The sequence below is a fragment of the Candidatus Mesenet endosymbiont of Agriotes lineatus genome (genome assembly GCF_964019585.1).
GTDB lineage: Bacteria > Pseudomonadota > Alphaproteobacteria > Rickettsiales > Anaplasmataceae > Mesenet.
In genome coordinates this window covers 1,333,666-1,357,118 of sequence record NZ_OZ026454.1, presented here as the reverse complement: position 1 = coordinate 1,357,118, position 23,453 = coordinate 1,333,666, and the positions used below count along the sequence as shown (strand labels likewise).

Sequence of the window (23,453 nt, the reverse complement as noted above, 5' to 3'; positions counted from 1 at the left end):
AAAAGGTAATATTAAGGACAGAAGAAAGATAAATCAATTCTCTCAAACTAAATAATTTTTTTTTGATTTACTAATATTTTAATTATATAATCAATATTATTGATTAGGAAGATTAATTATGCATATAAATAATGATAATATCGTTTCAGACAACTTGCCAATATACTTCGTCTGGTTTGGCAGTGACGTCCCACCGAAATATTTTGGTAATTTACTAAAAGCTGCAGATACAAACAAATCAAGAGATATAATTTTAGTCTATAGTGAAAAACATCTATTACCGAATAATAGGAAAAATATTGATCGCATAGAAAACATTAAAATTAATGAAATTAAAGAGAGAGTTGAACTTAAGAGAGATAATGAAACTCAAAACCTTTGGAAGATTGATGTGTATGATATGGAGCTGGATAAACAGATTTATCCTTTGTTAGGTAAAATATTTAAAGTAGATACCTTAAAAAGTACAATTGGTAAGTTTTTAGCCATAAGTGATATGATTAAGTTACAGATAATTGATATTGTTGGTGGTATTTATTTTGATATGGATACTGAAATTATTGGAGAGGTAGGTAATCTTAATACAAAATACGGATTTAGTTTTAATGTTAAAATTAAAGATTGCATAGGATGTGACAAACATGAAGGGAAACACATTAATATTGCTAGCTTAAGTAATTTTCTTGCTAAATGTAATGAAATTAGGGGTGATAGTAATAAAAAACTTTTTAACCTATTTATGTCTGAGCATGTTACATGGGTAAGTACTACAATAGATAAGTATCAAGATATTAATAATACAGCTCCAGTATGGTTTATAGATGATTTTTTTATTAAGAGATGTAAAAGCAAAGGAATAAAAGAAGAAAAATGTTATAAAATGCTGTCCCATTTTGGTAATGGGTTGCCATCATTAAACATAATTTTAGATAATCAGCGGAAAAATGATAGGACTATTAATTACAACAGCCAAGAAGACCTAAAAAAACTTGGCCTTGACAAACAAGACTATGGCAAAAAAAGTAGTGAGTTAGAAAATCTATCATTAGAACAGCCGGGGAATAGCCAAGAAAAGGGTAGATAATTTTAGATTGATAAAATAAATTCATAATATAAAAATTACATATGATTAAAGATTGAGAAATATTATGAGTGGAAAAAGTGCAGCTATGGTGCTCTCTGGTTGTGGCCATGTGGATGGTACGGAAATCAGAGAAGCAGTTCTTGCTTTACTTGCTCTTGAAAAACATAAGGTAAAAGTCAAATTCTTTGCTCCTGATATAGAACAAAAGGAAGTTATAAATCATATAACAAAAGATGTGATGGCAGGCGAGAAAAGAAATGTCTTATTAGAAGCTGCAAGAATTGCTAGAGGTGATATAGAAGATCTCAAAAACGCAAAAGTGCAAGACTTTGATATGCTTGTCATTCCAGGAGGATATGGAGCTGCAAAAAATCTATCTAATTTTGCTGTGAGTCAGGAAAATGTCAGTATTTTACCAGAATTGCAAAACTTAATTTTAGAGTTTTTTAAAGCCAAAAAGCCTATAGGGGCAATTTGCATATCGCCAGCAGTGCTTGTAGCTGCTTTGAAAGGACATGCTCATGATATAGAAGTAACGATAGGTGATGATAGCGATGGCCTTATAGAAAAACTCGGTGGTAAGCATATCAAATGCTCAGCTAATCAGTCAGCTGCTGACAGTAAACATAAAATATTTTCTTGCCCTGCATATATGCAAGATGGTGATGTGTATCAAATATACCTAGGTATAGAAAGTATGGTAGAGTCTGTACTAAAATGCTAAAAATTGCCACTTGGAATGTTAATTCAATACGTAAGAGAGTTGATCAGCTCTGTGATTTTATTGTTAGTGATGAGATTAATATCGTGCTGCTGCAAGAGATCAAATGCACAAATGAACAGTTCCCCTATGAGCAAATTGAAGAGCTAGGATACAAATGTATAGTGCATGGACAGAAAGCAAGAAATGGTGTTGCGATATTATCAAAACATAACGTAGCTGAAGGTAGCTTAAAAACAAGTATTATTGATAATGAAGAAGCTCGTTATTTGGAATGTTTGATTGAATATAATAGCTTTAACCTAAGAGTTGCAAATGTTTACGTGCCCAATGGTCAAAGCATCGATTCTGAAGCATTTAAGTATAAATTGCGCTTTTTTGATGCTTTGTATCAGCATCTGCATGATCTCTTTAAAAAAGAAGAAATCACAATTATAGGTGGTGATTACAATGTTGCTCCGCATGCAATTGATGTACATGACTTATATTCTCTGGATGATCAAGTTTGTTTTAGTATAAAAGAGCGAGAGAAATTCTATGCTCTATGTAATCTTGGGTATAACGATGCATTTAGAATAGCAAATCCTGACAACAAACAGTTTAGTTGGTGGAATTATCAAGGTGGTTCGTGGCAAAAAAATAGAGGGATGAGAATAGATCATATTTTATTATCACCAGAGGCTACAGATAGATTGGAAAAGTGCTATATCAATAATAAGTTACGTGGTAAAGATAATGCTTCTGATCACGCTCCTGTTATATGTATGATGGAGTGATAAAATGTCGGGGCGGAGAGATTTGAACTCCCGACCCCTTGGTCCCAAACCAAGTGCGCTAGCCAGACTGCGCTACGCCCCGCTTATAAATTAAAATATCAATAAGATAAAAAAATGCAAAGAGTTTATTTTAAAATTTAAGGAACTTACAGGTAACCTGAAAAAGAAATAATGAGAGAAAATAAAAGATGTAAATACAAAAAACCATTATTAATTTAACATTATAAAATGAGGTGCTTGCCAGCTTTTATTGATCAAAGGGGTGTAGTCAATTAAATTACAGGGACCAATAAATCTGATTCCTTACCCCTAAGCTGTAGAAGTTTTTGGATGGTTAAAGAAATGCACTAACGGATAGCGAGTATATACATTTCTCTTATAAGGGCTTCTACAGCTCAAGACTGGCATTAGATTTTTAATTTAATACCTTTCAAAAAAGTAACCAATATCAATTAAATGCTATTTTAAATACAAATAGCTCTTTAGCTAAAAAACCATTGAGTAATTTATAAACTATATTTTACCAATGTTACTTATTTTCCTCATTTGATTTTGGTTTCATCAAAGCTATCCTATATCCTAATCTAACAGCTTCTCTATTTAATTTTTTAACTTTATTCTTTAATTCATCGAGATCACTACTGTGTCCTTCATCACTATCCTCTTCATCTGATTCAAGGGGCAAATTATTACCTGAAAGATATTGCTCTTGAATTTTCATAAATGGCTCTAAAGTTTTTTGTAGTAGCTCAGGATTATTTGCTAACCTTTCAATATGCTCTTTGCAAGAAGCTAAGTATTGCTGGGTAAATTTTTCAACTTCTTTGTCCATAGTATATACCTCTAATTTTAATTATTATATGTCAAGATTATGTAAATATCAATAATAAAGCTAAAAATTACAATTATATTAGATCACGAACGTATTGATTTTATATTAACTAAATTTATATTTCTTAGGCATATACTTCTCATCATGTTTTGCGAGCAGTTCATCAGCAATAAAAATATTATTGTGAGTTATTCTTCCCTTTACTACAACACCGTTTTCTTCAGTAAACATTGCTGGCAGAATACCATTATACTCAACTTTTATTTCATTATTAAAATCTGTTATTTTAAAAATAACCCTGTTATTTTTATCTTTATCAATACTACCTTCTACTACCATACCCCCAATACGAATTATTTTATTATCTGTAGGTAAAGAGATAGCTTCACTTACAGTATAAAAAAAAGAAATATTTTCTTTGAGTTTACTTAAAATGAAGAAAAACGCGAAATTTAGTATAAAGAATATTACTGTGATTAATAGGAGCCTTTTATGTTTTTTTTTCATTATTTTTTCTTAAATGCTCTAATATTTTTTTGTTTTTCATGTATTTGAATGAGACAAAAAATACTTCTCCGCTAATTAAAATAAAACTTATTAAATAAGCTGCAATTACATACCAATCATGCATACAAGTTAACCTTTTAAGTTAAATAATTTTAATAAAAAACTTCACCTGATTCAAGAGAAACTAGAGTGTTATCATTAGTATAGATTACTATTTTTCCTTCTTGATCTATATCAGAAAACACACCACTGTATAGATGGTTACCTATTTTAACATTAATTGAACTACCCACCATATGGGCTCTCTCAAACCACATCTTTCTTATCGGCAAAAACCCTTCCAGTAGCCACCTCTGCCTTACTTTCTCAAAATTACTAATTAGCTCTCTTAGCAGAGTTAAGCTGGATATGTTCAAGCTACAAATTTGACTTAAAGATACTGCATATTCAGGGGAAGATAGTATATTAATGCCTATCCCTATAACTAGCCAACTCGTATTTGCTTCTGTTTCCAGTAATATCCCTGCTATTTTTTTATTATTGATCAGTATATCATTAGGCCATTTATATTTTAAATCTAAATTAGCTGATAGAGCAAGAAGAGTATTACCTACTGCCACTGCTGTAATAAATGTAAAATGAGTCAATTGAGTTACATCAGCTTTATCTCTAATTATTATACTAGCATATAAATTTCCTTTAGGAGAAATCCAATCTTTACCATGACGGCCTCTACCGCTGGATTGCATATCAGCAAATACAACTGTACCATCAAGTGCACCTTTTTTTGCCATTTGGGTAGCTTCTAAATTAGTGCTAGATAACTCGTTGTAATGATATAGACAATAACCACTGATCATTTTAGTAAATGCACTAATAAATCAATGATTTTCTTAAATTTTTCTGCATATGCAAAGAATGAGATGTTAATTATAACTGGTATTGTTGAAAGAACTAGTAATCCTCGATTTTCTGCATTTTTTTTGTGTTTGCCTTCATCAAAATATATTACTTTTATAACACGCAAATAATAGTAACATGCAACCACACTTAGTATGATAAGAACTACAGATAGATTAATAAAACCAAATTTAATTAAGCTCGATAATACATAAAATTTGCTAAAAAACCCAGCTATTGGAGGGATGCCAGCCATTGATAGCATAAGTATAGAAAGGTTAAATGCCACTATAGGATCTTTTTTGCCAAGTCCTGCTAAGCACTCAATATTGCAACTATCGTCATCAATTTGTACCAGGTATGAGAATAACCCTATATTAGAAATCAGATATATTATCAAATATATAAATGCACTGGTTATACTTTCTAATGTACCTATAGCAATTGCAATTAACATGTACCCAGCATGTCCTATTGCACTATAAGCAAAGAGTCTTTTTAAATTTTGCTGCTGCATAGCTCCAAAAGCAGATATTGCAACTGATAAAATACTTACAAATATTAAAATGTTTTGCCAATACTGCATCATGCCAGTAAATTCTTCACTTAAAAGCCTAATTAAAAGAGTTACAAATGTGGCTTTAGGAGCTATAGCAAAAAATGCTGTGACAATTGTTGGCGACCCTTGATAAACATCAGGAGCCCATAAGTGGAAGGGGGCAATGGATATTTTAAAGCATATGCTAAGTAAGATTAACATTGCTCCTAAAACTGCTCCAAGTGATAATGTCTCATAATTGCTAAAAAATACTGTTAGATCAGTGAAATTTGTTTTTCCTGTATAACCATAAATTAAAGACATTCCATAAAGCATTATACAAGATGATAAAGCACCAAGAGTGAAGTATTTCACCCCAGCTTCAGATGAATAGACCGACTTTCTCTCAAAACATGCGAGCACATATAGAGTGATGCTTTGCAGTTCAAACGCCAAATAAAATGAAATCAAGTCATTTGCCCCAATGATCGTGATCATACTAAATAGAGAGAATAAGATTATTACTGGAAATTCATAAGAATAATCGTACTTTGAGAAAAATAACATTAGGAGAATAATTGCTCCTAAGATTAAAATTAAGATTTGTGTTAGGTGTGTATACAGGTTTAATTTGAGTAGAGAATTAAAGATGAGAATCTGACCACTTTTATAAGTAAAAACAGCAATAGTTATTGTAATTACTGCGCACGCAAATGCAGATAGGTAAGCTGTATTACGGTTTAGAATCTTACCAAAGAGCAACAGTATCATTGATGATAGGGCGAGGAATATTTCTGGAATGATATATAGAAAATTATTCATTAAATTATAGTTAATAACTTACTTACAGCTGGTTTTAAGTACATAAGTAAAGAGGTTGGATAGATTCCCAAAAGTAAAGTTAAAATAGCTAAAGGCAGTAAAACCAAAAGCTCAACTTTACTTATGTCTTTTGTCAGTAGAGAAGATGTACTTACACCCCATATAACACCCTTGCAAAGATAAAGCATGTACACTGCGCTAAGAATAGTTGCAGTTGCAATAAGTGCTGCAGCAAATTTGATGCTTTTAAATAGCCCAAGTATGCATAAAAACTCACTTACAAAACCGGAAGTAGTTGGTAGACCTATAGCTGCCATGGAGAATAAAACGAACATAAAAGAAAATAAAGGCATTATAGATGCTACTCCGCCATATTTGGTTATATTTAAAGTATTGGTTCTACTGTAGAGCATGCCAACGCATAAAAATAGTGCTGCAGAGATTATACCATGACTTATCATCTGAAAGATAGCACCAGATATGCCTTCTTCATTAAAAGAAAACATTCCAGCAGTAACAAATCCCATGTGTGCTATAGAGGAGTATGCTATTAGTTTTTTTATATCCTTTTGTGCAAACGCAACCAAAGATGCATATATAGTTGCTATTATGCTTAGTATAATGACAAAATTTGCAAAATATAAGCTTGCATTAGGCAACATAGGTAATGAGAATCTTAAAAATCCATATGCTCCCATTTTTATAAGTAAGCCAGCTAAAATTACAGATCCTGCAGTTGGCGCTTGTACATGAGCATCAGGCAGCCATGTATGAAAAGGAAACATAGGAATCTTAACAGCAAATGATATAAATAGTGCAAGCCAGAGCCACTTTTGTACGTTAAAACTAGCCTTAGGTAAAAGGCTCATAAGCTCCTGTATATTACTTGTGGAATAAGTAACGTATATGTATACCACAGCCACTAAAAACAATAAAGAACCAGCAAATGTATAGAGGAATAGTTTAAATGCAGCATATACCCTGTTTTTACTCCCCCATATTCCAATGATTAAAAACATTGGCACCAAAACAGCTTCAAATAATATATAAAACATTATCATATTAAGAGATATAAAGAAGCCAATCACCAAGCTTTCAAGCAATAAAAACAGTGCCATATATGCTTTTGTATAAGAAAGGTTAAGCTTTAAGCTATATATAATGCACAAAGGAAATAGTAATGTAGTAAGCAAAATAAGAGGCAATGAAATGCCATCAATTCCAAGTAAAACATTGCTGCCTAGTTGCTCAACAAACTGAAAATTCTCTATTTGATAATCAAACTGAGCTGCAACTGCAATGCTAATTAAGAAAGTTACTGTAGAAAAAAAGAGTGGTAGCAACTTCACATATAAAGATTTGTCATTAAATCTTGTAAGGAGTAGTAAAAGCGCCCCAAACAAAGGGCTGATCATCATTGTAAACAGCACGGCCTATTTAAACCCGAAAAATTATATAAAATATACTAACTATAAAACCAAAAACCATAATAACAGCATAATCAAATATGCGACCAGTTTGTAATTTTAAACTATTTATTGAACTACATTTAGCTAGTGTAACAATGCCGCCTATACCCAAAGAATCTATAATTTTTACATCAAAAAACTTCCATAAAATTATGGCAAAAAACCTTACTGGTCTTACGAATAGATACTCATATATTTCATCGAAATACCATTTATTGTATAAAAAATTCACTAGAGATTTATTATTTATATTTTTAAATGAATTTCTTATGTAGAGCAAATATGCAAGTAACATTCCCAAGAAGCTAAACAACATTGGTAATAATTTTATGTATATAGGTACACTGTGCTCACTGCTTGTTATCGATATGCTGCCTTGCCAAAAAGAAGCATCTGTTATTGATAAAATGTTTTCTCCCCACACTCCGGAAAAAATTGAGCCAAATGCAAGTATGAGCAAAGGCAAGAGCATAATTTTTGGTAGCTTGTGAGTTTTATTATTTTTCTCTTTACCATGAAATACTAAGAACACCAATCTCCATGAATAAAGCGATGTGAGAAAAACAACCAAGATGCCAGTTACAAATGCAAATTTACTGATGCTATACGCGTTTTCAATAATTAAATCTTTTGAGTAAAATCCAGCAAATGGAAATATACCTGTAAGTGCTAATGACCCTATCCACATAAGTGCATAAGTAAAAGGTATTTTTTTGTAGCATCCGCCCATTTTACGGATATCTTGCTCATGATTCATTGAGTGGATGACGTTACCAGCACACAAGAAAAGTAAAGCTTTAAAAAACGCATGTGTCATAAGATGAAAGATGCCTAAATTGTATGCAGAACTGCCACAAGCTATAAACATATATCCTAGCTGACTACATGTTGAATAAGCTATTATCTTCTTTATATCATTTTGAGCAATTGCAACTGTTGCTGCAAAAAAGCATGTTATGGAGCCAGTAATTATTATAATTTCTCTTGCTATAGGAGATAATTCAAACAATGGTGAACATCTAGCAACAAGAAATACCCCAGCTGTTACCATAGTTGCCGCATGGATTAAAGCGGAAACTGGTGTTGGTCCTTCCATTGCATCAGGTAGCCATGTATGCAGACCAATTTGAGCAGATTTCCCTATGCAACCAATAAACAATAACATGCATATTATATGTATTGTGTTTAATTTAATACCAAGCACTCCTACTATAGGAAAACCTCCTAGAGAGGCTCTGTCAAATACTTCTATAAAATCAAGTGAATCAAATGTATAGTATATTAAAATTATTCCAATAAGTAGGCAAAAATCTCCTATTCTATTGATAACAAAGGCTTTCATAGCTGCTTTGTTAGCTGAGTATTTCTCAAACCAAAAACCTATAAGCAAGTAAGAGCATAAACCTACCCCTTCCCAACCACAAAAAAGCTGGAGGAAATTGCCACTTGTCACGAGTATTAGCATAAAGAAAGTAAATAATGAAAGATAAGAAAAAAACCTTGACTTTCCTTTATCGTGTTCCATATAGCCTGTAGAGTACAGATGTACTACTGTAGAGACAGTTGTAACCACTATAAACATCGTAGTTGTAAGCCTATCTATATTTAATGCCCAGTTTACTCTTAAATTGCCAACTGCAATCCATGAAAAAAGGCCTATAGTACTATTTTGAGAAAAAGTGATAAACAAATACCACGACAACAAGCTAGAGATTACAACCAAAGTTGTTGGTATAACTTGGCCAAAAAATGCATTCTTCTTCAAACTGGAAAGCACTGCTCCTATGAAAGGTAGGAATACGACAAATGTTTCTATGCTGATCATTTCTTCATTAAGCTAGTATCTTCAACGTCTATATGGCCACTATTTCTATAATGTACAACTAAAATTGCAAGCCCCACAGCTGATTCTGCTGCTGCAACAGTTAAAATAAACATAACAAATACTTGCCCTGCTATGTCATTCATATAAACAGAAAAAGCAACTAAATTGATATTGATTGCAAGGAGCATAAGTTCAATTGATAGTAAGATATTAATAATGCTTTTGCGGTTAATAAAGATCCCACATATTCCAATTGTAAAAAGAATAGCTGCAAGAATGAGAAAATGATTCAAAGTTAAGACTTCCATTCTATACCTTCTTTAGTTTTAACTTTAACAACTTTTAGTGATGAGGACTGCATAAGTTGCTTACTCGAACTTTGTTTGCGAACTCCCTCTCTATTTCGCAGTGTGAGAGCAATTGCACCAACAATTGCAACAAGTAGCAATATTCCTGACAAATGAAAAGCATACATATAATCAGTATATATCACATTACCAATTGCAGCCACATTACTAACATTATTATGCGTTACTTGAGCAATTAAACTTTTGGATTTTTTGATTGTATACCATGCACTAAAAAGAAATGCAGATGAACACATAATCCCCATGAATGAATACTTAACAAAACCTTGACGTAACCTAACATAATCTATGTCAAGCATCATCACAACAAATAAAAACAAAACTGCCACAGCGCCAACATAGACAATTACCATAACCATGGCAACAAGTTCAGCACCAAGTAAAATAAATAGCACTGCTGAACTAATAAATGCAGATATGAGCGACAACACTGAATGTACGGGGTTTTTTGTACATACTACAAAAATTGCTGATATTATAGCTAATAAGGAGAAGCAATAAAAAAAGAAATTCATCCTTAAAGTTAAAAGTAACTTTTATTATTAAAGTTAGTTAATTGTATCAAGTCAATAACTAAACAGTTTGTGTCACTTAAATACATGCTTTAAATTCTAATTTTAAAAAGAAGTTTTGTAGCCAAGATAAAGAACTGCAATACCGTAGCTCATATTGCAAAAGCTTGTATTGGTAAAGCCCACCTCTTCAATTTCATTTTTAAACTGTAGTTGAGTGGGGAATTGTCTAATGCTCTCTACTAAATATCTATATGACTCCTCATCTTTGGCAATTAATTTTCCCATTTTAGGAATTATGTTAAATGAATATAAATCATATAATTTAGTAAATATTTTATTTTGATAACACATAGGTGCAAACTCTAAACAGATGAATTTTCCACCTGGCTTTAATGTTCGATACGCTTCTTGCAGAGCTTTTTTTCTATTTGAGACATTACGTATGCCAAACGCTATAGTATAGTAATCAAATTGGTTGTCATTAAATGGAAGATACTCTGCATCAGTGCAACACCACTGCAGAGAAAGCTTATTTGTGTTTATTGCGTTATCACGTCCATTCTTTAGCATTTTATAATTTATATCACACACTGTTACGCTAGTTGTCGGCTCTTTTTCTATTACTTGTAGTGCTACGTCACCTGTCCCGCCAGCAACATCCAGTAGCTTACAGTTTTGGTTTACGTGCATGGTGCTTACCATCCTTTTCTTCCATAGTCTATGGAGACCAAAACTCATCACATCATTCATAATGTTGTAATGGTCTGCAACTGAGTCGAAGACCTTTTTAACTAAGTGTGACTTACTTATCATCTTTATTGTTTTTTAATGTAATTTATAAAGTAATATATAACACCTGTGGAAAATATAGCAGAGATTTAAGCAGTATGAAAGTTTTACTCACAAATGATGATGGTTTTGGCAGTGCCGGGATAACCTTATTATATGAGATAGTATCTGAGCTAAAATTTGTTTCAGAGATATGGATAGTAGCTCCAAGTGTTGACATGAGCGGCTGCAGTCGTTCTTTGAATTTACGAAAGCCAATACAAGTTAATTGTTTGGGAGAGAGAAAATATAGTGTAAGTGGTACGCCTGCAGAGTGTGTAATTCTTGCACTTAATAAGATTATGAACAAAAAACCAGATCTAATTTTATCTGGTATAAATCATGGATTAAACGTTGGTAATGACGTTAGTTATTCTGGTACTATCGCTGCTGCTATGGAAGGTACAACATTATCAATTCCATCTATTGCTTTAAGTCAAATGTATAGCAGTGACCATTCTCAAATAAAATGGGAATCTGCAAAAAGTTTTGCACCTGATATTATAAGCAAACTAGTAGCTACTGGTTGGTCCAAAAATATAGTAATTAACGTTAACTTTCCTGCAGGGAAAGTATTGGGAGTAAAATTTGTCGAGCAAGGGCAGCATAGGATGAGTAGTGATTCAAATTATATAGAAAACATGGGAGACAATGGTCCGTATGTTATACGCGGAGATCGTGTACTCATAGGTAGTGGTGATGTAGATATAGTGAGTAAAGGCTTTATTACTATAACCCCATTAAAGCTAGATTTTACAGATTATGATAGCTTAAAAATTATTGAAAATGCATTTGAAAAACCGCAAATGTATAATCATAAATAGATGAAGTAAAACTGCTTTTGCTAATTTAATCATAAAATAAATATCCATTACTTGTAATAAGAAGCTAATATGACCGATAATATATTTTAGTATCAATTTTTTTGACAACTGTTTTTTATTGTATACTATAATTAGTATAAAATTATATTAGGTATAATTATGAATAAAAAAGAATTAGAACAATTATACTATATCTTTGTTGATAATACGTTTGCATCACCTTCTACTAACACTAATTATTGTGATCAAGAAGAGCTTACCACAATAATTCTCTCTTTTACAAACCAAGACAACAATCAACTTCTGCCTTCCAGTACTATCACAAAGGAGGATGGGAAAAGTATTAATTTCTGTTATTATGCTGCTGCTTTTATAAGATCATCCTTGGAACAAGATAATCACAATGGTTTGTTGTATAAAAATATAATAGGTCAAAGTAGGGATGGAGTTATTAAGTATGTAAAAAATTATATACATGATGAAAAATATTCTCAAATATTTTATGAGGTGTTAGGAAAATATTTAAGTGATGATTATACATTTGATACTATATTGAAAAAATACTTAGATACAAAACGTAGTATTGAAAGCAAAGCAAAAGAAAATACTACTCAACGCAAGCCTAAAACAATCTATAAGCAGTCAATTTCTGAAGTTTCCTATATGACGTATAGTAGTTTTACTGTGCCACATAAAAGTAGTATAATCTACTCCCACTCTCAATCAACCAATACATCTTCTATTAATACACTAAGTGCAATTAAAACAAACTACACGGTACCTTTAATCATATCCGTAATACCATTGTGCATTTTGTTCTATTATATCATCAAGATGACTATAAGATGCTATCATTATATATCCACAAGGAGCACTCGTGATTGTAAGATGATAGATGATGACAATAAGTTGCCACAATCAATATTGCTTTCTTCAGGATATGGGCTTATGAGCCTTGAAAGCGAAAAAACTTGTGATGAGAATCAGCTTTAAGCTTAACTACAGTTACATATAATAAAACTGCTTTTGCTAATTTGGCCATATTAATAAGCTTTAAATAAGTAATTTATTAGAAATTGATATGGTAAAATTTAATATACTTAACATCCTAAAGAAAAAAAGTAGAGTTCCTCACTTTCATTCTGCATTGCAAGTAATCACGGAACCTTCCTGGAGCGGGCGTAGTTATTTTAGTTTTGCTGAAGAGGGATATGTTAAAAACGTAATTGCTTTTCGAGCAATACATATGATTGCAACTGCTGTAGCTTCAATTCCACTTATTTTAAACCACATAACAAATGATGGAAAATCCCAGATTAAGTCTCATCCTCTACTTAAATTATTAAATACCCCAAATCCTACGCTTTCTAAATCAGAATTTATTGAAGGTATTGTTACCTATAGATTAATTAGCGGCAATTCATACATATTGATGATTGAATCACAAAATAGTAAAAATGCTGTTCCCAAGGAATTGTATCTACTACGTCCAGATAGAGTAGAGATAATACCTGATAAAGGCAATATTCCATATATTTATCGGTATAAAGCAGGGAGCAGCAGCTATAACTTTAAAGTAGACAAATTAACTAGTCGTTCAAATATATTGCATCTTAAAACGTTTAATCCCTTAAATGATTTGTATGGGCTCTCACCTATTGAAGCTGCAGCGTATAGTATAGATCAGCATAATCAAGCTGGAGCTTGGAACCAGGCAATGTTGCAAAATGGTGCAAGACCAAGTGGTGCATTAATTGTGCAATCTGCAAAGGATGGAAGTGGTGGACATTTAAATTCTGAACAGTACATGCGTCTTAAAGAACAAATTGAGTCATATTATACTGGTGCAAAAAATGTAGGAAGACCAATTCTGCTAGAAGGAGGGTTAGATTGGAAGGAAATGAGTTTATCACCAAAAGATATGGATTTCATTAAATCCAAAAATAGCTCAGCTCGTGATATTGCCCTAGCATTTGGGGTACCACCGCAGCTACTTGGAATTCCAGGGGATAACACCTATAGTAACCTAATTGAGGCCCGCTTATCCTTATGGGAGCAAACAATACTGCCAACACTTGAGAATATTATTGGTCACTTTAATTCATGGTTGGTACCTAAATTTGGTAATGATCTTTGTTTATCATATGATAAAGACGCAATAGAAATATTGATAGAGAAAAGACAGAAACTCTGGCAGTATGTAAAAATGCAAGTTTTATGACCCTTAATGAAAAGAGAGAGGCATTTGGTTTACCCAAAATACCAGGTGGTGACGTTATAGATAAATAATATTTTTATTAGATGAGGAGAATAGTACATGAATAAGAAGTTTTTCAGTTCAGCATTATCACTTAAGAGCATTGGGGAGAACGGCATATTCTCTGGCTATGCAAGTGTATTCAATATTGTTGATGAGCAAGATGATGTAATATTACCAGGAGCATTTACAGAAACTATATTGAAAAAAGCTGGCAGGATAAAGTTATTGTGGCAACATCAACACGATGAGCCAATTGGCAACATTTTAGAAATCAACGAAAATAAAGTTGGTCTTTATATAGTAGCAAACCTGCTGCTGGACCTACAAAAAGCAAGAGAAGCATATGTAATGCTAAAGTCTGGTACAATTGATTCTTTGTCAATTGGCTATGTGCCTCTGCAGTATGACGTTGATCAGAAAACAGGTGTAAGAGCCTTAAATAAAGTAGATTTGTGGGAAGTAAGTTTAGTTACATTTCCAGCAAATTCACATTCGCGTGTAATTAACATTAAGGATAAGACAAAGGAAGAAGTTAACTTAATTTATGCAATAGAGAAAGCAAAAAAAATATTAAAATGTCACTCTAAAAATTCCTATACTCAAGTTAAAATTAAAGATTTTGAGAATCACCAAGGTTTAATATAGAACGCACAAAAGGCATTGTTATACCAGTAGATCTATACACTGATTTTTTATCAATTGTGTCAACGATATGCTTTATTCTCTCAAAGGAACGTTCAGATTGTGTTAATATATAATCAATTATCTTGGGACTAACTTGTAGCTGCCTATCTGTTAATTGTTTTATTAGCAAAAGCCTAAGCAATTCCTCACTTTCCAATGTGATACCTACACTGATTGTAGATAGTATCCGTGATTTTAAATCATTGAGCTTAAAGGCCAGGGCATTAGGCATTAGAGATGAAGTTAAAAGTAACTTTTTACCATTTTCTTTTGCATAATTATAGCAATGTAGAAACGGTACCTCGTTTTGAATTTTTTCTATATCTTCTAAAATGAAAGCGTTGCTAGAACCTATAGCATCAACAAAATCATTAAGGTTAATAAAAATAGCTTTATTTAATTTCTGCCAGATATGAGCAAGATGAGTTTTGCCTGAACCAGAGGGACCATATAAAATTAAACAGTTCCACGTTTTATCATTTACTGTAAAGTCATAGGCATGTTTATTTCCTGTTAGAATTATATAGTCTTCATGAGCATGGCTTTCTTGATGTTCAAAAAGGCTTAACTGCATTTGCTTTTATTATAAAATTCACTATTGATATAGCTATTTACAATAGCCTTTACAAAAACGCAAGAAATTGCAGTAATAGGGATAGAAAACAGTATACCTAAAAATCCAATCTGCGAGGCACAAATTGTCATGCCAATAATAATCCAGATAGGATGGAGTTGCACTTTTTTGCCTATCAGAAGTGGGGTGATTACCATACCTTCTACTGCTTGTCCAATTATAAAAAGTGATAGAACTGCAAGGTACATAAATAAACTATCAAACTGCGATATTGCAATGAGTAATGCAAGCATTGTGCATGACAGAGAACCAATGTATGGTATAAAAGTCATAATACCGGAAATAAGGCCAATCAGTAGCCAGTAATTTATATTTATTATCTTAAGTCCAATTGAATAAAATATTGCCATTATCAGGCAAACACTAACTTGGCCTCTAAGATATGCTGATATTAGCAAATCAATCTGAATGAAATAATTTTTTACTACATCACGATAAGATATAGGTATTAGACTATTGATATTTGTAATTATTAAAGGCCAGTCATATAGCATATAGAATAACAAAATAATGGTAATGAATATGAGCACTAACGTATTGATTAAATCAATGCTTGAACTAAGAGCACTTGTTATCAAACTTTTTATGATTTTAGATATCGAACTAAGAAATGTTATTATAGTATGACTCTCAAATAAATTCTCTGGCAGATTGTTCATCATGTTAACTGCATCACTAAAGCTATTCATGTCCTCATATATTTTTAGTAACACAGGCATGATTTGATCCTTAATAAATGGCATTTTTTTATTAATTAAGAAGCTAGATAGTGAAATCAATTGTATATATGCAATGGGAGCAACTATGACTAAAAGAGTTAAAAATAATATTAGAAAAGTGAATAATACAAGCAATACAGAGCAAGATCGTGGTAGTTTATATTTTTCTAATTTATTTATGCAAGGGTTAAGCAAATATGCTATAATTGTTGCAACTGCAAGCGGAGATAATATTGGCTGTATAATATATAATGTTGCAATAAGTAGCAGTGCTACTGAACAACCAGTAATGTAATAGTTTAATCTATTACTCATTATGCTATTAAAACAAAAATATATATTAAACTATAAAACTAAAATTGATATAGTTATATTAACCAGGAAAAGAAGTTTCTGGTTGTTGCTCAAGCTCTTGAGTAATATCTACATCACTTAGTTCACTATTTTGTTCTATAACCATACGATAAGTACTCAACCCCGTCATTATTATTGCACATAAAATTCCGATTGTTGCGCTCAAATTGAAATAATAAGTAATATCGTCACCTAAATTGAATGTTGTATTTTCTATTATGAAACTACCTTTTTTTTCTAAAAAACTGATTATCTTATTTGCAATAGCAATTGAATCTAGCATAAGCATTGCAGATAAGATAATTATGACCGTTTTATGTTTTTTTTGCTCTTTTTCGTATTTTTTCCGTTCTTCTTTATGTTTTGTCTGTTCCTTCAAAGTTTTGCTGGATTTGTAATCATAATGCCTGCAGTATACAGCAATAGGGAAAAATATAAGTATACTCATTAGTGTTCCAATAAAGCTAAATATGGTATTTAGACTAACATTACTACCCTCTTTTGAAGAAATGCCAAATATACTAGTTAAGCTTATGATCTGCACTACGGTAGTAATGCTATTTATAAGTGCAATTGAATGACCTGTTATTCTAACTTTTCTTGTATCTTTTTTATATCCTTTATCTTTCCATAAGTGATATAAACTAATTATTGATACCATCATAGATATTGATGATATTAGTAATGCCAAAGAAATGTTAGCAATGATGACACTTTGCTTTTCTCCATTTTTATTAAATTGCGACGCTATCCTAATGATAAGAGTAGCTACATAAGTAAAATAGATAACAAGACCTAGCCGATATTTTAATAAGCCATATAATTTTCCACTTGGGTACTTTAAATAGTTTAAGGTGCTCATGTCTATAGTTATATCATTGGTTAATTTTTTTAGCAATACTTCGTATATATCTTAACTAGAATAGCGATTTAGGTGCAAAACAATATTTGAATTTTATATTTTTACTGTTATATTATCAACTTAACTACAAATAATAGTTATGTTAAGAATATTACTTTTATTAGGAATAATAGTAGGTGTTGCAAGCTTGCCAATAGTAAGTGATCGATTTTTTACGCAAAATAAAAAATCACTTGATAAAGAATCAGTTGAGAAGATAGTAGATGATTATATCAGTGATAATCCAAGTAAGATTTTAGATTCTATAATCCGTTGGCAAATAGATAATGAAAAGAAAAATAATGAAGCAAGAAGTAGTGAAGTAAAAGAACAGATAAAAGTTTATAAAAATGAGCTGCTAGATTTTTCCTACCCCACTGTAGGGAGTAAAGACAGCAGGATAGTAGTAGTTGAGTTTTTTGATTATGCATGTGGATACTGTAAAAAGATGAAAGATGACGTAAAGCAGCTTATTGCTGGTGGAACGGTAAAATATGTATTTAGAGATTTACCAATACTTGGCGATAATTCACTAAGAGCAACAAGAGCTGCTTTAGCGGTACATTTTATTGATAGTAGTAAATATTTAGACTTTTATGATGCTGCTTTAAGTTATAATGATCCTCTTACTGATGATGCTATTTATGAGATAGTGAAAAGTATAGGAATTGATAATCACGATTTTGATAATTCCCTAAACAAAAATGCTGATAAAATTGATGTCATGATTGGAAAAAGCAGGAAATTAGCAAATGATTTAGGTATAAATGGAATCCCAGTTACAATAATAGGTGATAGTTTGTTTTCTGGTGCAGTAGGTTATGATGTATTATATAAGAAAATTAATGAGCTAGCTAATTAACTTTCTTTGCACAAAATTTATGTTCCTCTCTTTTCATCAGCCTAATTATATTTTCATGGTGTCGTATTATTATTAGCGGTGTGGCTACAATTAACGCTACTAATGCATTTTTAAAGTAGAAAAGTGATGCCATTGTTGAAACTAAAACAGCAATCAGTGAAGAAAGTGAAGAGTAGCGGGAAGTTATAAAAACTATAGCCCATGTGCAAATGAATATTGTGCTAACATATAAGTTTATTGCTAGCAATACCCCTATTGTTGTTGCAATACCTTTTCCACCTTTAAATTCTAGCCATACTGGAAACATATGCCCTAAAATAACTGCAATTGCAGCTAAAGAAGTATGATCATTACAAATATTTTGCGTTGCATACACTGCAATAAACCCTTTAAGGCTATCTAAAAATAAAGTTGCAATTGCCATTTTTTTTGAGCCTGTTCTTAGTACATTCGTTGCACCGATATTACCTGAACCTACTTTCTTTACATCTATCCCATTCATTTTGGTGAGGATTAAACCAAACGGTATTGAGCCTATCAGGTAAGATATCAAAAATATTACCATTTTAAAATTCATGCTTGTGCTCTATTTGGTACTCGCGCAAAAATTGGTTGCGTCTTATTATATAGGCTGTGTGCACAGTTACCTATACCATCACCTAACCCATATAGCAAATTATCATTAACATCAGTTAGAGCGCTAGATATTAGCTGGCAACATACTTCCTTTATGCCTACTTCTGCAGACTCTGATGTTTTATTACCTTCTACAGTTTCATTATTTTTACTTTCCACTATAGTTTCCTTTTCAACTACAGCTTCCTCTTTTTTATAATTATATAAATATAAAGCAGTTACCATAGGAATGGCAAATATCCCAGCTGTACCTATGCTTGTTGCTGTAAATACGGCAAGTGCTGCTGTAGCTATACCCATAACAGCTACTCCTAAAGCAGCAATTCTTCCTGCTACTGCTATTTTTCTATTTTCTTCTTTTATACTTAAATTTCCTGTTATAGCTGTTTTTGCTGCTACTACTGCTGCTTTTATAGCTGCAATTGCAGCTATAGCAACTAATATTGCCATAATTGCACATAAAGCCGAAAGCATAAAGCTAGATATTCCAGATAAAGTTGTCAAAAGAAAAACCATAGCAGCAAAGCCTAAAAGTAATTTTTTATCATTCATAATCATACCCCCACACTTAAAATTAATTTTAGACTATATCAAAGTTTTTGTTAATGTTTAATTAAAAATCTTTTTCCGGAGTGATTTGGAGGACTAATTATCCCCTCCTTTTCCATGCGTTCAATAATATTTGCAGCTCTATTGTAACCTATTCTAAGCTGACGTTGTATATAGCTAGTTGAAGCTTTTTTATCTTCTAGTACTACGGATACTGCTTGTCTATATAGCTTGTCACTTTCACTATCATCCTCATCCACTGATGAAGGATTTTCGTCATCTTTGGTGATTTCGTCCATATATTCTGGTTTGCCTTGAGCCTTTAAGTGATCAACTATATCTTGTACTTCTTTATCGCTGACAAAAGGGCCGTGTATACGTTTAATTTTACTGCCACCTGACATATAAAGCATATCTCCCATTCCCAGTAGCTGTTCTGCTCCCTGTTCACCTAAGATTGTGCGACTATCAATTCTTGAAGTTACGGCAAAGCTAATTCTGGTAGGGAAGTTGGCTTTGATTACACCTGTAATTACATCTACTGATGGACGCTGAGTTGCCATAATAATATGAATGCCTGCAGCACGTGCCATTTGAGCTAACCGTTGAATGGAGGATTCTATTTCTTTGCCGGCAACGAGCATAAGATCTGCCATTTCATCGACAATAACAATTATATAAGGAAAAACTTCCATTCTTACCGGTGTCTTTTCAAACAAAGGCTCGCTGGTATCTGGATGAAAACCAACTTGAATATTGTATTCAAGTTTTTGCTCTCTACTTAAGGCCTCTGTAATCTTTTCATTGTAGCCAATAATATTTCTCACTCCAGCATAAGACATCATTTTATAACGAGACTCCATTTCCTTTACAACCCATTTTAAGGCAACAATAGCTTTTTTAGGTTCTGTTACAACTGGAGATATAAGATGTGGTATTGCATCATATATAGATAATTCCAGCATTTTAGGATCTATCATTATCATCTTGCATTGGTCTGGGCTTAACCTATATATCAATGATAAAATCATAGTGTTTATTGCAACTGATTTCCCAGAACCTGTTGTTCCGGCAACTAAAAGATGTGGCATTTTTGTGAGATCCGCAATGACTGGTTCACCGTTAATACTTTTTCCAAGTGTTATAGGCAATTTTAGCTCTGAATTTTTGTATTCATCAGTTTCCAGCAGATCACGTAACAAAACTATTTCTCTATTTTTATTTGGCAATTCTATCCCCATTGCATTACGACCAGGAATAATAGAAATTCGAGCAGATAGCGCACTCATTGATCTAGCTATATCTTCTGCAAGACCAATTACTCTTGATGACTTTGTTCCAGCTTGTGGTTCAAGTTCATATAGAGTAACAACAGGACCATAGCGAACGTTTATAATTTGTCCTTGTACGCCAAAATCACTAAGTACCTGCTCTAAAAGGGATAACGTTTGTTTATCTTCAGATTCATCTAGCTTCTTGTTGATTTGTCGCTCTGATCTGGATAGTAAATTTGTATCTGGAAAGATAAATTCACTTTTTGGCCTGCTGTTAAATTTGTCATCAAAATTTAGTTTATTAATGTATAATTTATCTGTTACGAGATCATTTTTTAATTGTTTTATTGGTTCTGCTTCTATTTTTATGGGCTTTAGTTCTACACTCTTTATATTATTGTTATAAGATTTATAATTTTTGCAGATGTGGTGATGCAAAAAAGCTATAAACTTTACTACATGCTGCCAGCCAACTATACCAACAATACTGATTAGAATTGCTCCTACCAAAGCATAGTAAGGATAAATGGCAAATGCATTACCGATTATTCCACCGTACTTATACCTATTAATTACAGTTAAAGATAACTTTGAAAGTGTGGCGCAGAGACTAAGTGTAAATAATAAAATATTAAGTGTGGTATGTACTCTATTTTTTTTTGTATAGAAAATAAATAAAATGATAGCAAGTGGTATTGTTATACTACCTAAGCCCAAAAATTGGATAAACACATCTGCAGTATATGAACCAAAAACACCAGCAATGTTTTGTACTTTCTTATTTGTTGCTGTATTAAACGAAAAATCAGTGTTGTGATAGCCCAAAATTGATAAAAAAAGAAAAGTTGCAAAAGCAAAAGATATAACTGGCTTCATACATGCAAGTAACTTACTTTGCATAGTAGTATATAGTATATTTAACAAAGTGGATTAATATCAGCAGTAAAAATGGAGCAATATCAATTCCATAAAATGAAGGTATATACCTTCTGATAAAATTAAGCGGTGGAGATACGACTTTATTCAAAGTAGAGATCATACTATATACTACTTGATTATATTGATTAACAATATTAAACCCAATGAGCCAGCTTAAAATTAACCAGGAAAATAAAATAAAGCTGTAGGTATCAAGTAGCATATTAATTAAGTATGGTATAGGGTGCATAAATCAATCATTTTAATCCTCATGCATAGTAGCAATTAATATAAAACAAGTCAAAACTTGAACTTGAAATGCAATTTTTAGTGAATATATTAGTTACTAAAAGTTAAGTGCATTTAATGGATTGGTTATTAGTTTATTCTTCAGTAGGGGTGCTTTTTTTGCTATTTGCGTCTTTCTTTCTCTCTGGTGCAGAAACGGCATTAACTTCAGTTAGCCAGTCCCGTATTCATAAGTTAAAATTAGAGGGTAATAAAAAAGCTGAAATAATAGAACGCTTGCTAAGTAGAAAAAAGATAGTTTTAGGCACGATATTGCTAGGGAATACTGTTGTCAATATCTCTTCCTCTGCGCTTTCAACTGCAATTTTTATGAGATTTTTTGGTAATGAAGGTATTTTATTATCAACAGCTCTTATTACTGTATGCATACTTTTGTTTTGCGAAGTATTGCCAAAGACTTATGCCATACAAAATCCCGAGAGAGTTGCTCTACTTTCATCTTATATTATTAACTTTCTCATCAAGACTCTATCTCCTTTTGCAATAGCTGTTCAATTTATTGTAAACTTTATTTTAAGGTTATTCAGGTTAGATAAAAATAAGGAGGTTATCTCTGCAGCTGATGCAATACGCAATATAATATTTTGGCATGATAGTAAAGGAACTATGCTTAAGGAAGATATAGACATGCTAAGTAGTATATTAGATTTAGCAGAAACTGATATATCTCAAGTAATGACTCATAGAAAAAATTTATTTGCACTAAATATAGATCAAGATAAAGAGCAATTAATAAAAGAAATGTTAACGAGTAGTCACAGCAGGATACCTCTGTGGAAAAATAATCCTGATAATATAGTTGGAATTTTGCATGTAAAAGATTTAATCAATTCTCTGCGCAAGGAGAATAATAATATTGAAAAGGTTGATATTACAAAAATAATGCTCAAACCTTGGTTTGTACCTGATACTACTCCTCTTAGTACTCAACTTCATAATTTTCGTAAAAATAAAAGGCATCTTGCTCTTGTGATTGATGAGTACGGTTCTTTACAAGGGATAGTAACGCTTGAAGATATACTGGAGGAGATAGTTGGTGATATATCTGATGAGCATGACGTAGTAACAGATAATTTAATAAAAAAAGTGTCAGATATGGTTTATCATATAGGTGGGGAAGTACCTGTAAGAGATATCAATAGGCAGCTGCGCTGGAACTTACCTGAGGAAGATGCATCAACTCTTGCAGGAATAATAATTAATGATGCAGAGCGTATACCCGAAGAAGCAGAAGAATTTGACATGCATGGTTTTACTTTTAGAATCCTAAAGAAGGAGAAAAATATTATTACTACTATTGAAGTTTGTATTAAAAATGATACTACTAATAGTAGTTCTAAGTAA

General features: G+C 32.1%; 24 protein-coding genes, 1 tRNA gene and 1 pseudogene. 9 read left to right on the top strand and 17 right to left on the bottom strand.

Annotation, left to right across the window (positions count from 1 at the left end; all coding sequences use genetic code 11):
* The first annotated feature begins 118 nt into the window (after window positions 1-118).
* The 3 genes from AACL19_RS06420 to xth all read left to right on the top strand — a co-directional run bounded on the left by AACL19_RS06420 (window position 119) and on the right by xth (window position 2,581).
* Window positions 119-1,084, top strand: a complete 966-nt coding sequence (locus AACL19_RS06420; RefSeq protein ID WP_339045655.1) for a glycosyltransferase — start codon at window positions 119-121, stop codon at window positions 1,082-1,084.
* 64 nt (window positions 1,085-1,148) lie between these two features.
* A complete protein-coding gene (elbB, locus tag AACL19_RS06415) occupies window positions 1,149-1,808 on the top strand; it encodes an isoprenoid biosynthesis glyoxalase ElbB (RefSeq protein WP_339045654.1) in 660 nt (219 codons plus the stop codon).
* Window positions 1,802-2,581, top strand: a complete 780-nt coding sequence (xth, locus tag AACL19_RS06410; protein ID WP_339045653.1) for an exodeoxyribonuclease III — start codon at window positions 1,802-1,804, stop codon at window positions 2,579-2,581. The genes elbB and xth overlap by 7 nt, the downstream gene beginning before the upstream one ends.
* Window positions 2,582-2,588: 7 nt before the next feature.
* Here the strand turns inward: xth and AACL19_RS06405 are convergent.
* The 10 genes from AACL19_RS06405 to ubiE form a co-directional block, all read right to left on the bottom strand.
* Window positions 2,589-2,663, bottom strand: a tRNA-Pro gene (locus tag AACL19_RS06405).
* A 447-nt stretch (window positions 2,664-3,110) separates the two neighbouring features.
* Window positions 3,111-3,413, bottom strand: a complete 303-nt coding sequence (locus AACL19_RS06400) for a hypothetical protein (RefSeq protein ID WP_339045652.1) — start codon at window positions 3,411-3,413, stop codon at window positions 3,111-3,113.
* A 105-nt stretch (window positions 3,414-3,518) separates the two neighbouring features.
* Window positions 3,519-3,920, bottom strand: a complete 402-nt coding sequence (ccmE, locus tag AACL19_RS06395) for a cytochrome c maturation protein CcmE (protein WP_339045651.1) — start codon at window positions 3,918-3,920, stop codon at window positions 3,519-3,521.
* 152 nt (window positions 3,921-4,072) lie between these two features.
* Entirely contained in the window at window positions 4,073-4,780 is a 708-nt protein-coding gene (locus AACL19_RS06390; RefSeq protein WP_339045650.1) for a biotin--[acetyl-CoA-carboxylase] ligase, read from the bottom strand.
* Window positions 4,777-6,180 carry an NADH-quinone oxidoreductase subunit N gene (locus AACL19_RS06385; RefSeq protein WP_339045649.1) on the bottom strand — a complete coding sequence of 468 codons (1,404 nt, stop codon included), beginning with the start codon at window positions 6,178-6,180 and terminating at the stop codon, window positions 4,777-4,779. The genes AACL19_RS06390 and AACL19_RS06385 overlap by 4 nt, the downstream gene beginning before the upstream one ends.
* Complete coding sequence (locus AACL19_RS06380) at window positions 6,180-7,598, bottom strand: NADH-quinone oxidoreductase subunit M (protein ID WP_339045648.1); 1,419 nt, start codon at window positions 7,596-7,598, stop codon at window positions 6,180-6,182. The genes AACL19_RS06385 and AACL19_RS06380 overlap by 1 nt, the downstream gene beginning before the upstream one ends.
* A 19-nt stretch (window positions 7,599-7,617) precedes the next feature.
* Window positions 7,618-9,474, bottom strand: coding sequence for an NADH-quinone oxidoreductase subunit L (gene nuoL, locus AACL19_RS06375; protein ID WP_339045647.1), 1,857 nt, complete (start codon window positions 9,472-9,474; stop codon window positions 7,618-7,620).
* The gene (gene nuoK, locus AACL19_RS06370; RefSeq protein WP_339045646.1) at window positions 9,471-9,782 is read right to left on the bottom strand and encodes an NADH-quinone oxidoreductase subunit NuoK; all 312 of its coding nucleotides are present in this window, start codon (window positions 9,780-9,782) and stop codon (window positions 9,471-9,473) included. The genes nuoL and nuoK overlap by 4 nt, the downstream gene beginning before the upstream one ends.
* The gene (locus AACL19_RS06365) at window positions 9,770-10,357 is read right to left on the bottom strand and encodes an NADH-quinone oxidoreductase subunit J (RefSeq protein WP_339045645.1); all 588 of its coding nucleotides are present in this window, start codon (window positions 10,355-10,357) and stop codon (window positions 9,770-9,772) included. Before AACL19_RS06365 ends, nuoK begins: the two co-directional genes overlap by 13 nt.
* 102 nt (window positions 10,358-10,459) lie before the next feature.
* Complete coding sequence (gene ubiE / locus AACL19_RS06360) at window positions 10,460-11,170, bottom strand: bifunctional demethylmenaquinone methyltransferase/2-methoxy-6-polyprenyl-1,4-benzoquinol methylase UbiE (protein WP_339045644.1); 711 nt, start codon at window positions 11,168-11,170, stop codon at window positions 10,460-10,462.
* Between the two features lie 74 nt (window positions 11,171-11,244).
* Between ubiE and surE the strand changes: the two genes are divergently transcribed.
* The 4 genes and pseudogenes from surE (at window position 11,245) to AACL19_RS06340 (ending at window position 14,914) form a co-directional block, all read left to right on the top strand.
* Entirely contained in the window at window positions 11,245-12,009 is a 765-nt protein-coding gene (gene surE, locus AACL19_RS06355; RefSeq protein ID WP_339045643.1) for a 5'/3'-nucleotidase SurE, read from the top strand.
* Between the two features lie 159 nt (window positions 12,010-12,168).
* Complete coding sequence (locus AACL19_RS06350) at window positions 12,169-13,002, top strand: hypothetical protein (protein ID WP_339045642.1); 834 nt, start codon at window positions 12,169-12,171, stop codon at window positions 13,000-13,002.
* 88 nt (window positions 13,003-13,090) lie between these two features.
* A pseudogene (locus AACL19_RS06345) lies at window positions 13,091-14,298 on the top strand (phage portal protein).
* Window positions 14,299-14,326: 28 nt separating this feature from the next.
* Window positions 14,327-14,914, top strand: coding sequence for an HK97 family phage prohead protease (locus AACL19_RS06340; RefSeq protein ID WP_339045641.1), 588 nt, complete (start codon window positions 14,327-14,329; stop codon window positions 14,912-14,914).
* On the opposite strand, the gene AACL19_RS06335 is transcribed toward AACL19_RS06340, so the two are convergent.
* From AACL19_RS06335 to AACL19_RS06325, 3 genes are read right to left on the bottom strand one after another with little or no spacing between them, the layout of a single operon-like run.
* Complete coding sequence (locus AACL19_RS06335; RefSeq protein WP_339045640.1) at window positions 14,880-15,527, bottom strand: HdaA/DnaA family protein; 648 nt, start codon at window positions 15,525-15,527, stop codon at window positions 14,880-14,882. The two genes, AACL19_RS06340 and AACL19_RS06335, sit on opposite strands and share 35 nt — an antisense overlap.
* Window positions 15,518-16,621: an AI-2E family transporter gene (locus AACL19_RS06330; protein WP_339045639.1), complete on the bottom strand. Its 1,104-nt coding sequence runs from the start codon at window positions 16,619-16,621 to the stop codon at window positions 15,518-15,520. Before AACL19_RS06330 ends, AACL19_RS06335 begins: the two co-directional genes overlap by 10 nt.
* Window positions 16,622-16,679: 58 nt before the next feature.
* Complete coding sequence (locus tag AACL19_RS06325) at window positions 16,680-17,558, bottom strand: hypothetical protein (protein ID WP_339045638.1); 879 nt, start codon at window positions 17,556-17,558, stop codon at window positions 16,680-16,682.
* Window positions 17,559-17,661: 103 nt separating this feature from the next.
* On the opposite strand from AACL19_RS06325, the gene AACL19_RS06320 reads away from it, so the two are divergent.
* Window positions 17,662-18,423 (top strand): DsbA family protein, encoded by a 762-nt coding sequence (locus tag AACL19_RS06320; protein WP_339045637.1) that lies wholly within the window; start codon window positions 17,662-17,664, stop codon window positions 18,421-18,423.
* Here the strand turns inward: AACL19_RS06320 and plsY are convergent.
* Genes plsY through AACL19_RS06300 form a run of 4 tightly spaced genes read right to left on the bottom strand, consistent with a single transcriptional unit; the run spans window position 18,416 to window position 22,023 of the window.
* On the bottom strand, window positions 18,416-18,988 hold the full coding sequence (gene plsY / locus AACL19_RS06315; RefSeq protein ID WP_339045636.1) for a glycerol-3-phosphate 1-O-acyltransferase PlsY: 573 nt from the start codon (window positions 18,986-18,988) through the stop codon (window positions 18,416-18,418). The two genes, AACL19_RS06320 and plsY, sit on opposite strands and share 8 nt — an antisense overlap.
* Window positions 18,989-18,996: 8 nt before the next feature.
* A complete protein-coding gene (locus tag AACL19_RS06310) occupies window positions 18,997-19,611 on the bottom strand; it encodes a hypothetical protein (RefSeq protein WP_339045635.1) in 615 nt (204 codons plus the stop codon).
* A gap of 50 nt (window positions 19,612-19,661) precedes the next feature.
* Window positions 19,662-21,758 carry an FtsK/SpoIIIE family DNA translocase gene (locus AACL19_RS06305; protein ID WP_339045634.1) on the bottom strand — a complete coding sequence of 699 codons (2,097 nt, stop codon included), beginning with the start codon at window positions 21,756-21,758 and terminating at the stop codon, window positions 19,662-19,664.
* 13 nt (window positions 21,759-21,771) lie between these two features.
* The gene (locus AACL19_RS06300) at window positions 21,772-22,023 is read right to left on the bottom strand and encodes a YggT family protein (RefSeq protein ID WP_339045633.1); all 252 of its coding nucleotides are present in this window, start codon (window positions 22,021-22,023) and stop codon (window positions 21,772-21,774) included.
* Between the two features lie 143 nt (window positions 22,024-22,166).
* On the opposite strand from AACL19_RS06300, the gene AACL19_RS06295 reads away from it, so the two are divergent.
* Window positions 22,167-23,453, top strand: a complete 1,287-nt coding sequence (locus AACL19_RS06295; RefSeq protein WP_339045632.1) for an HlyC/CorC family transporter — start codon at window positions 22,167-22,169, stop codon at window positions 23,451-23,453.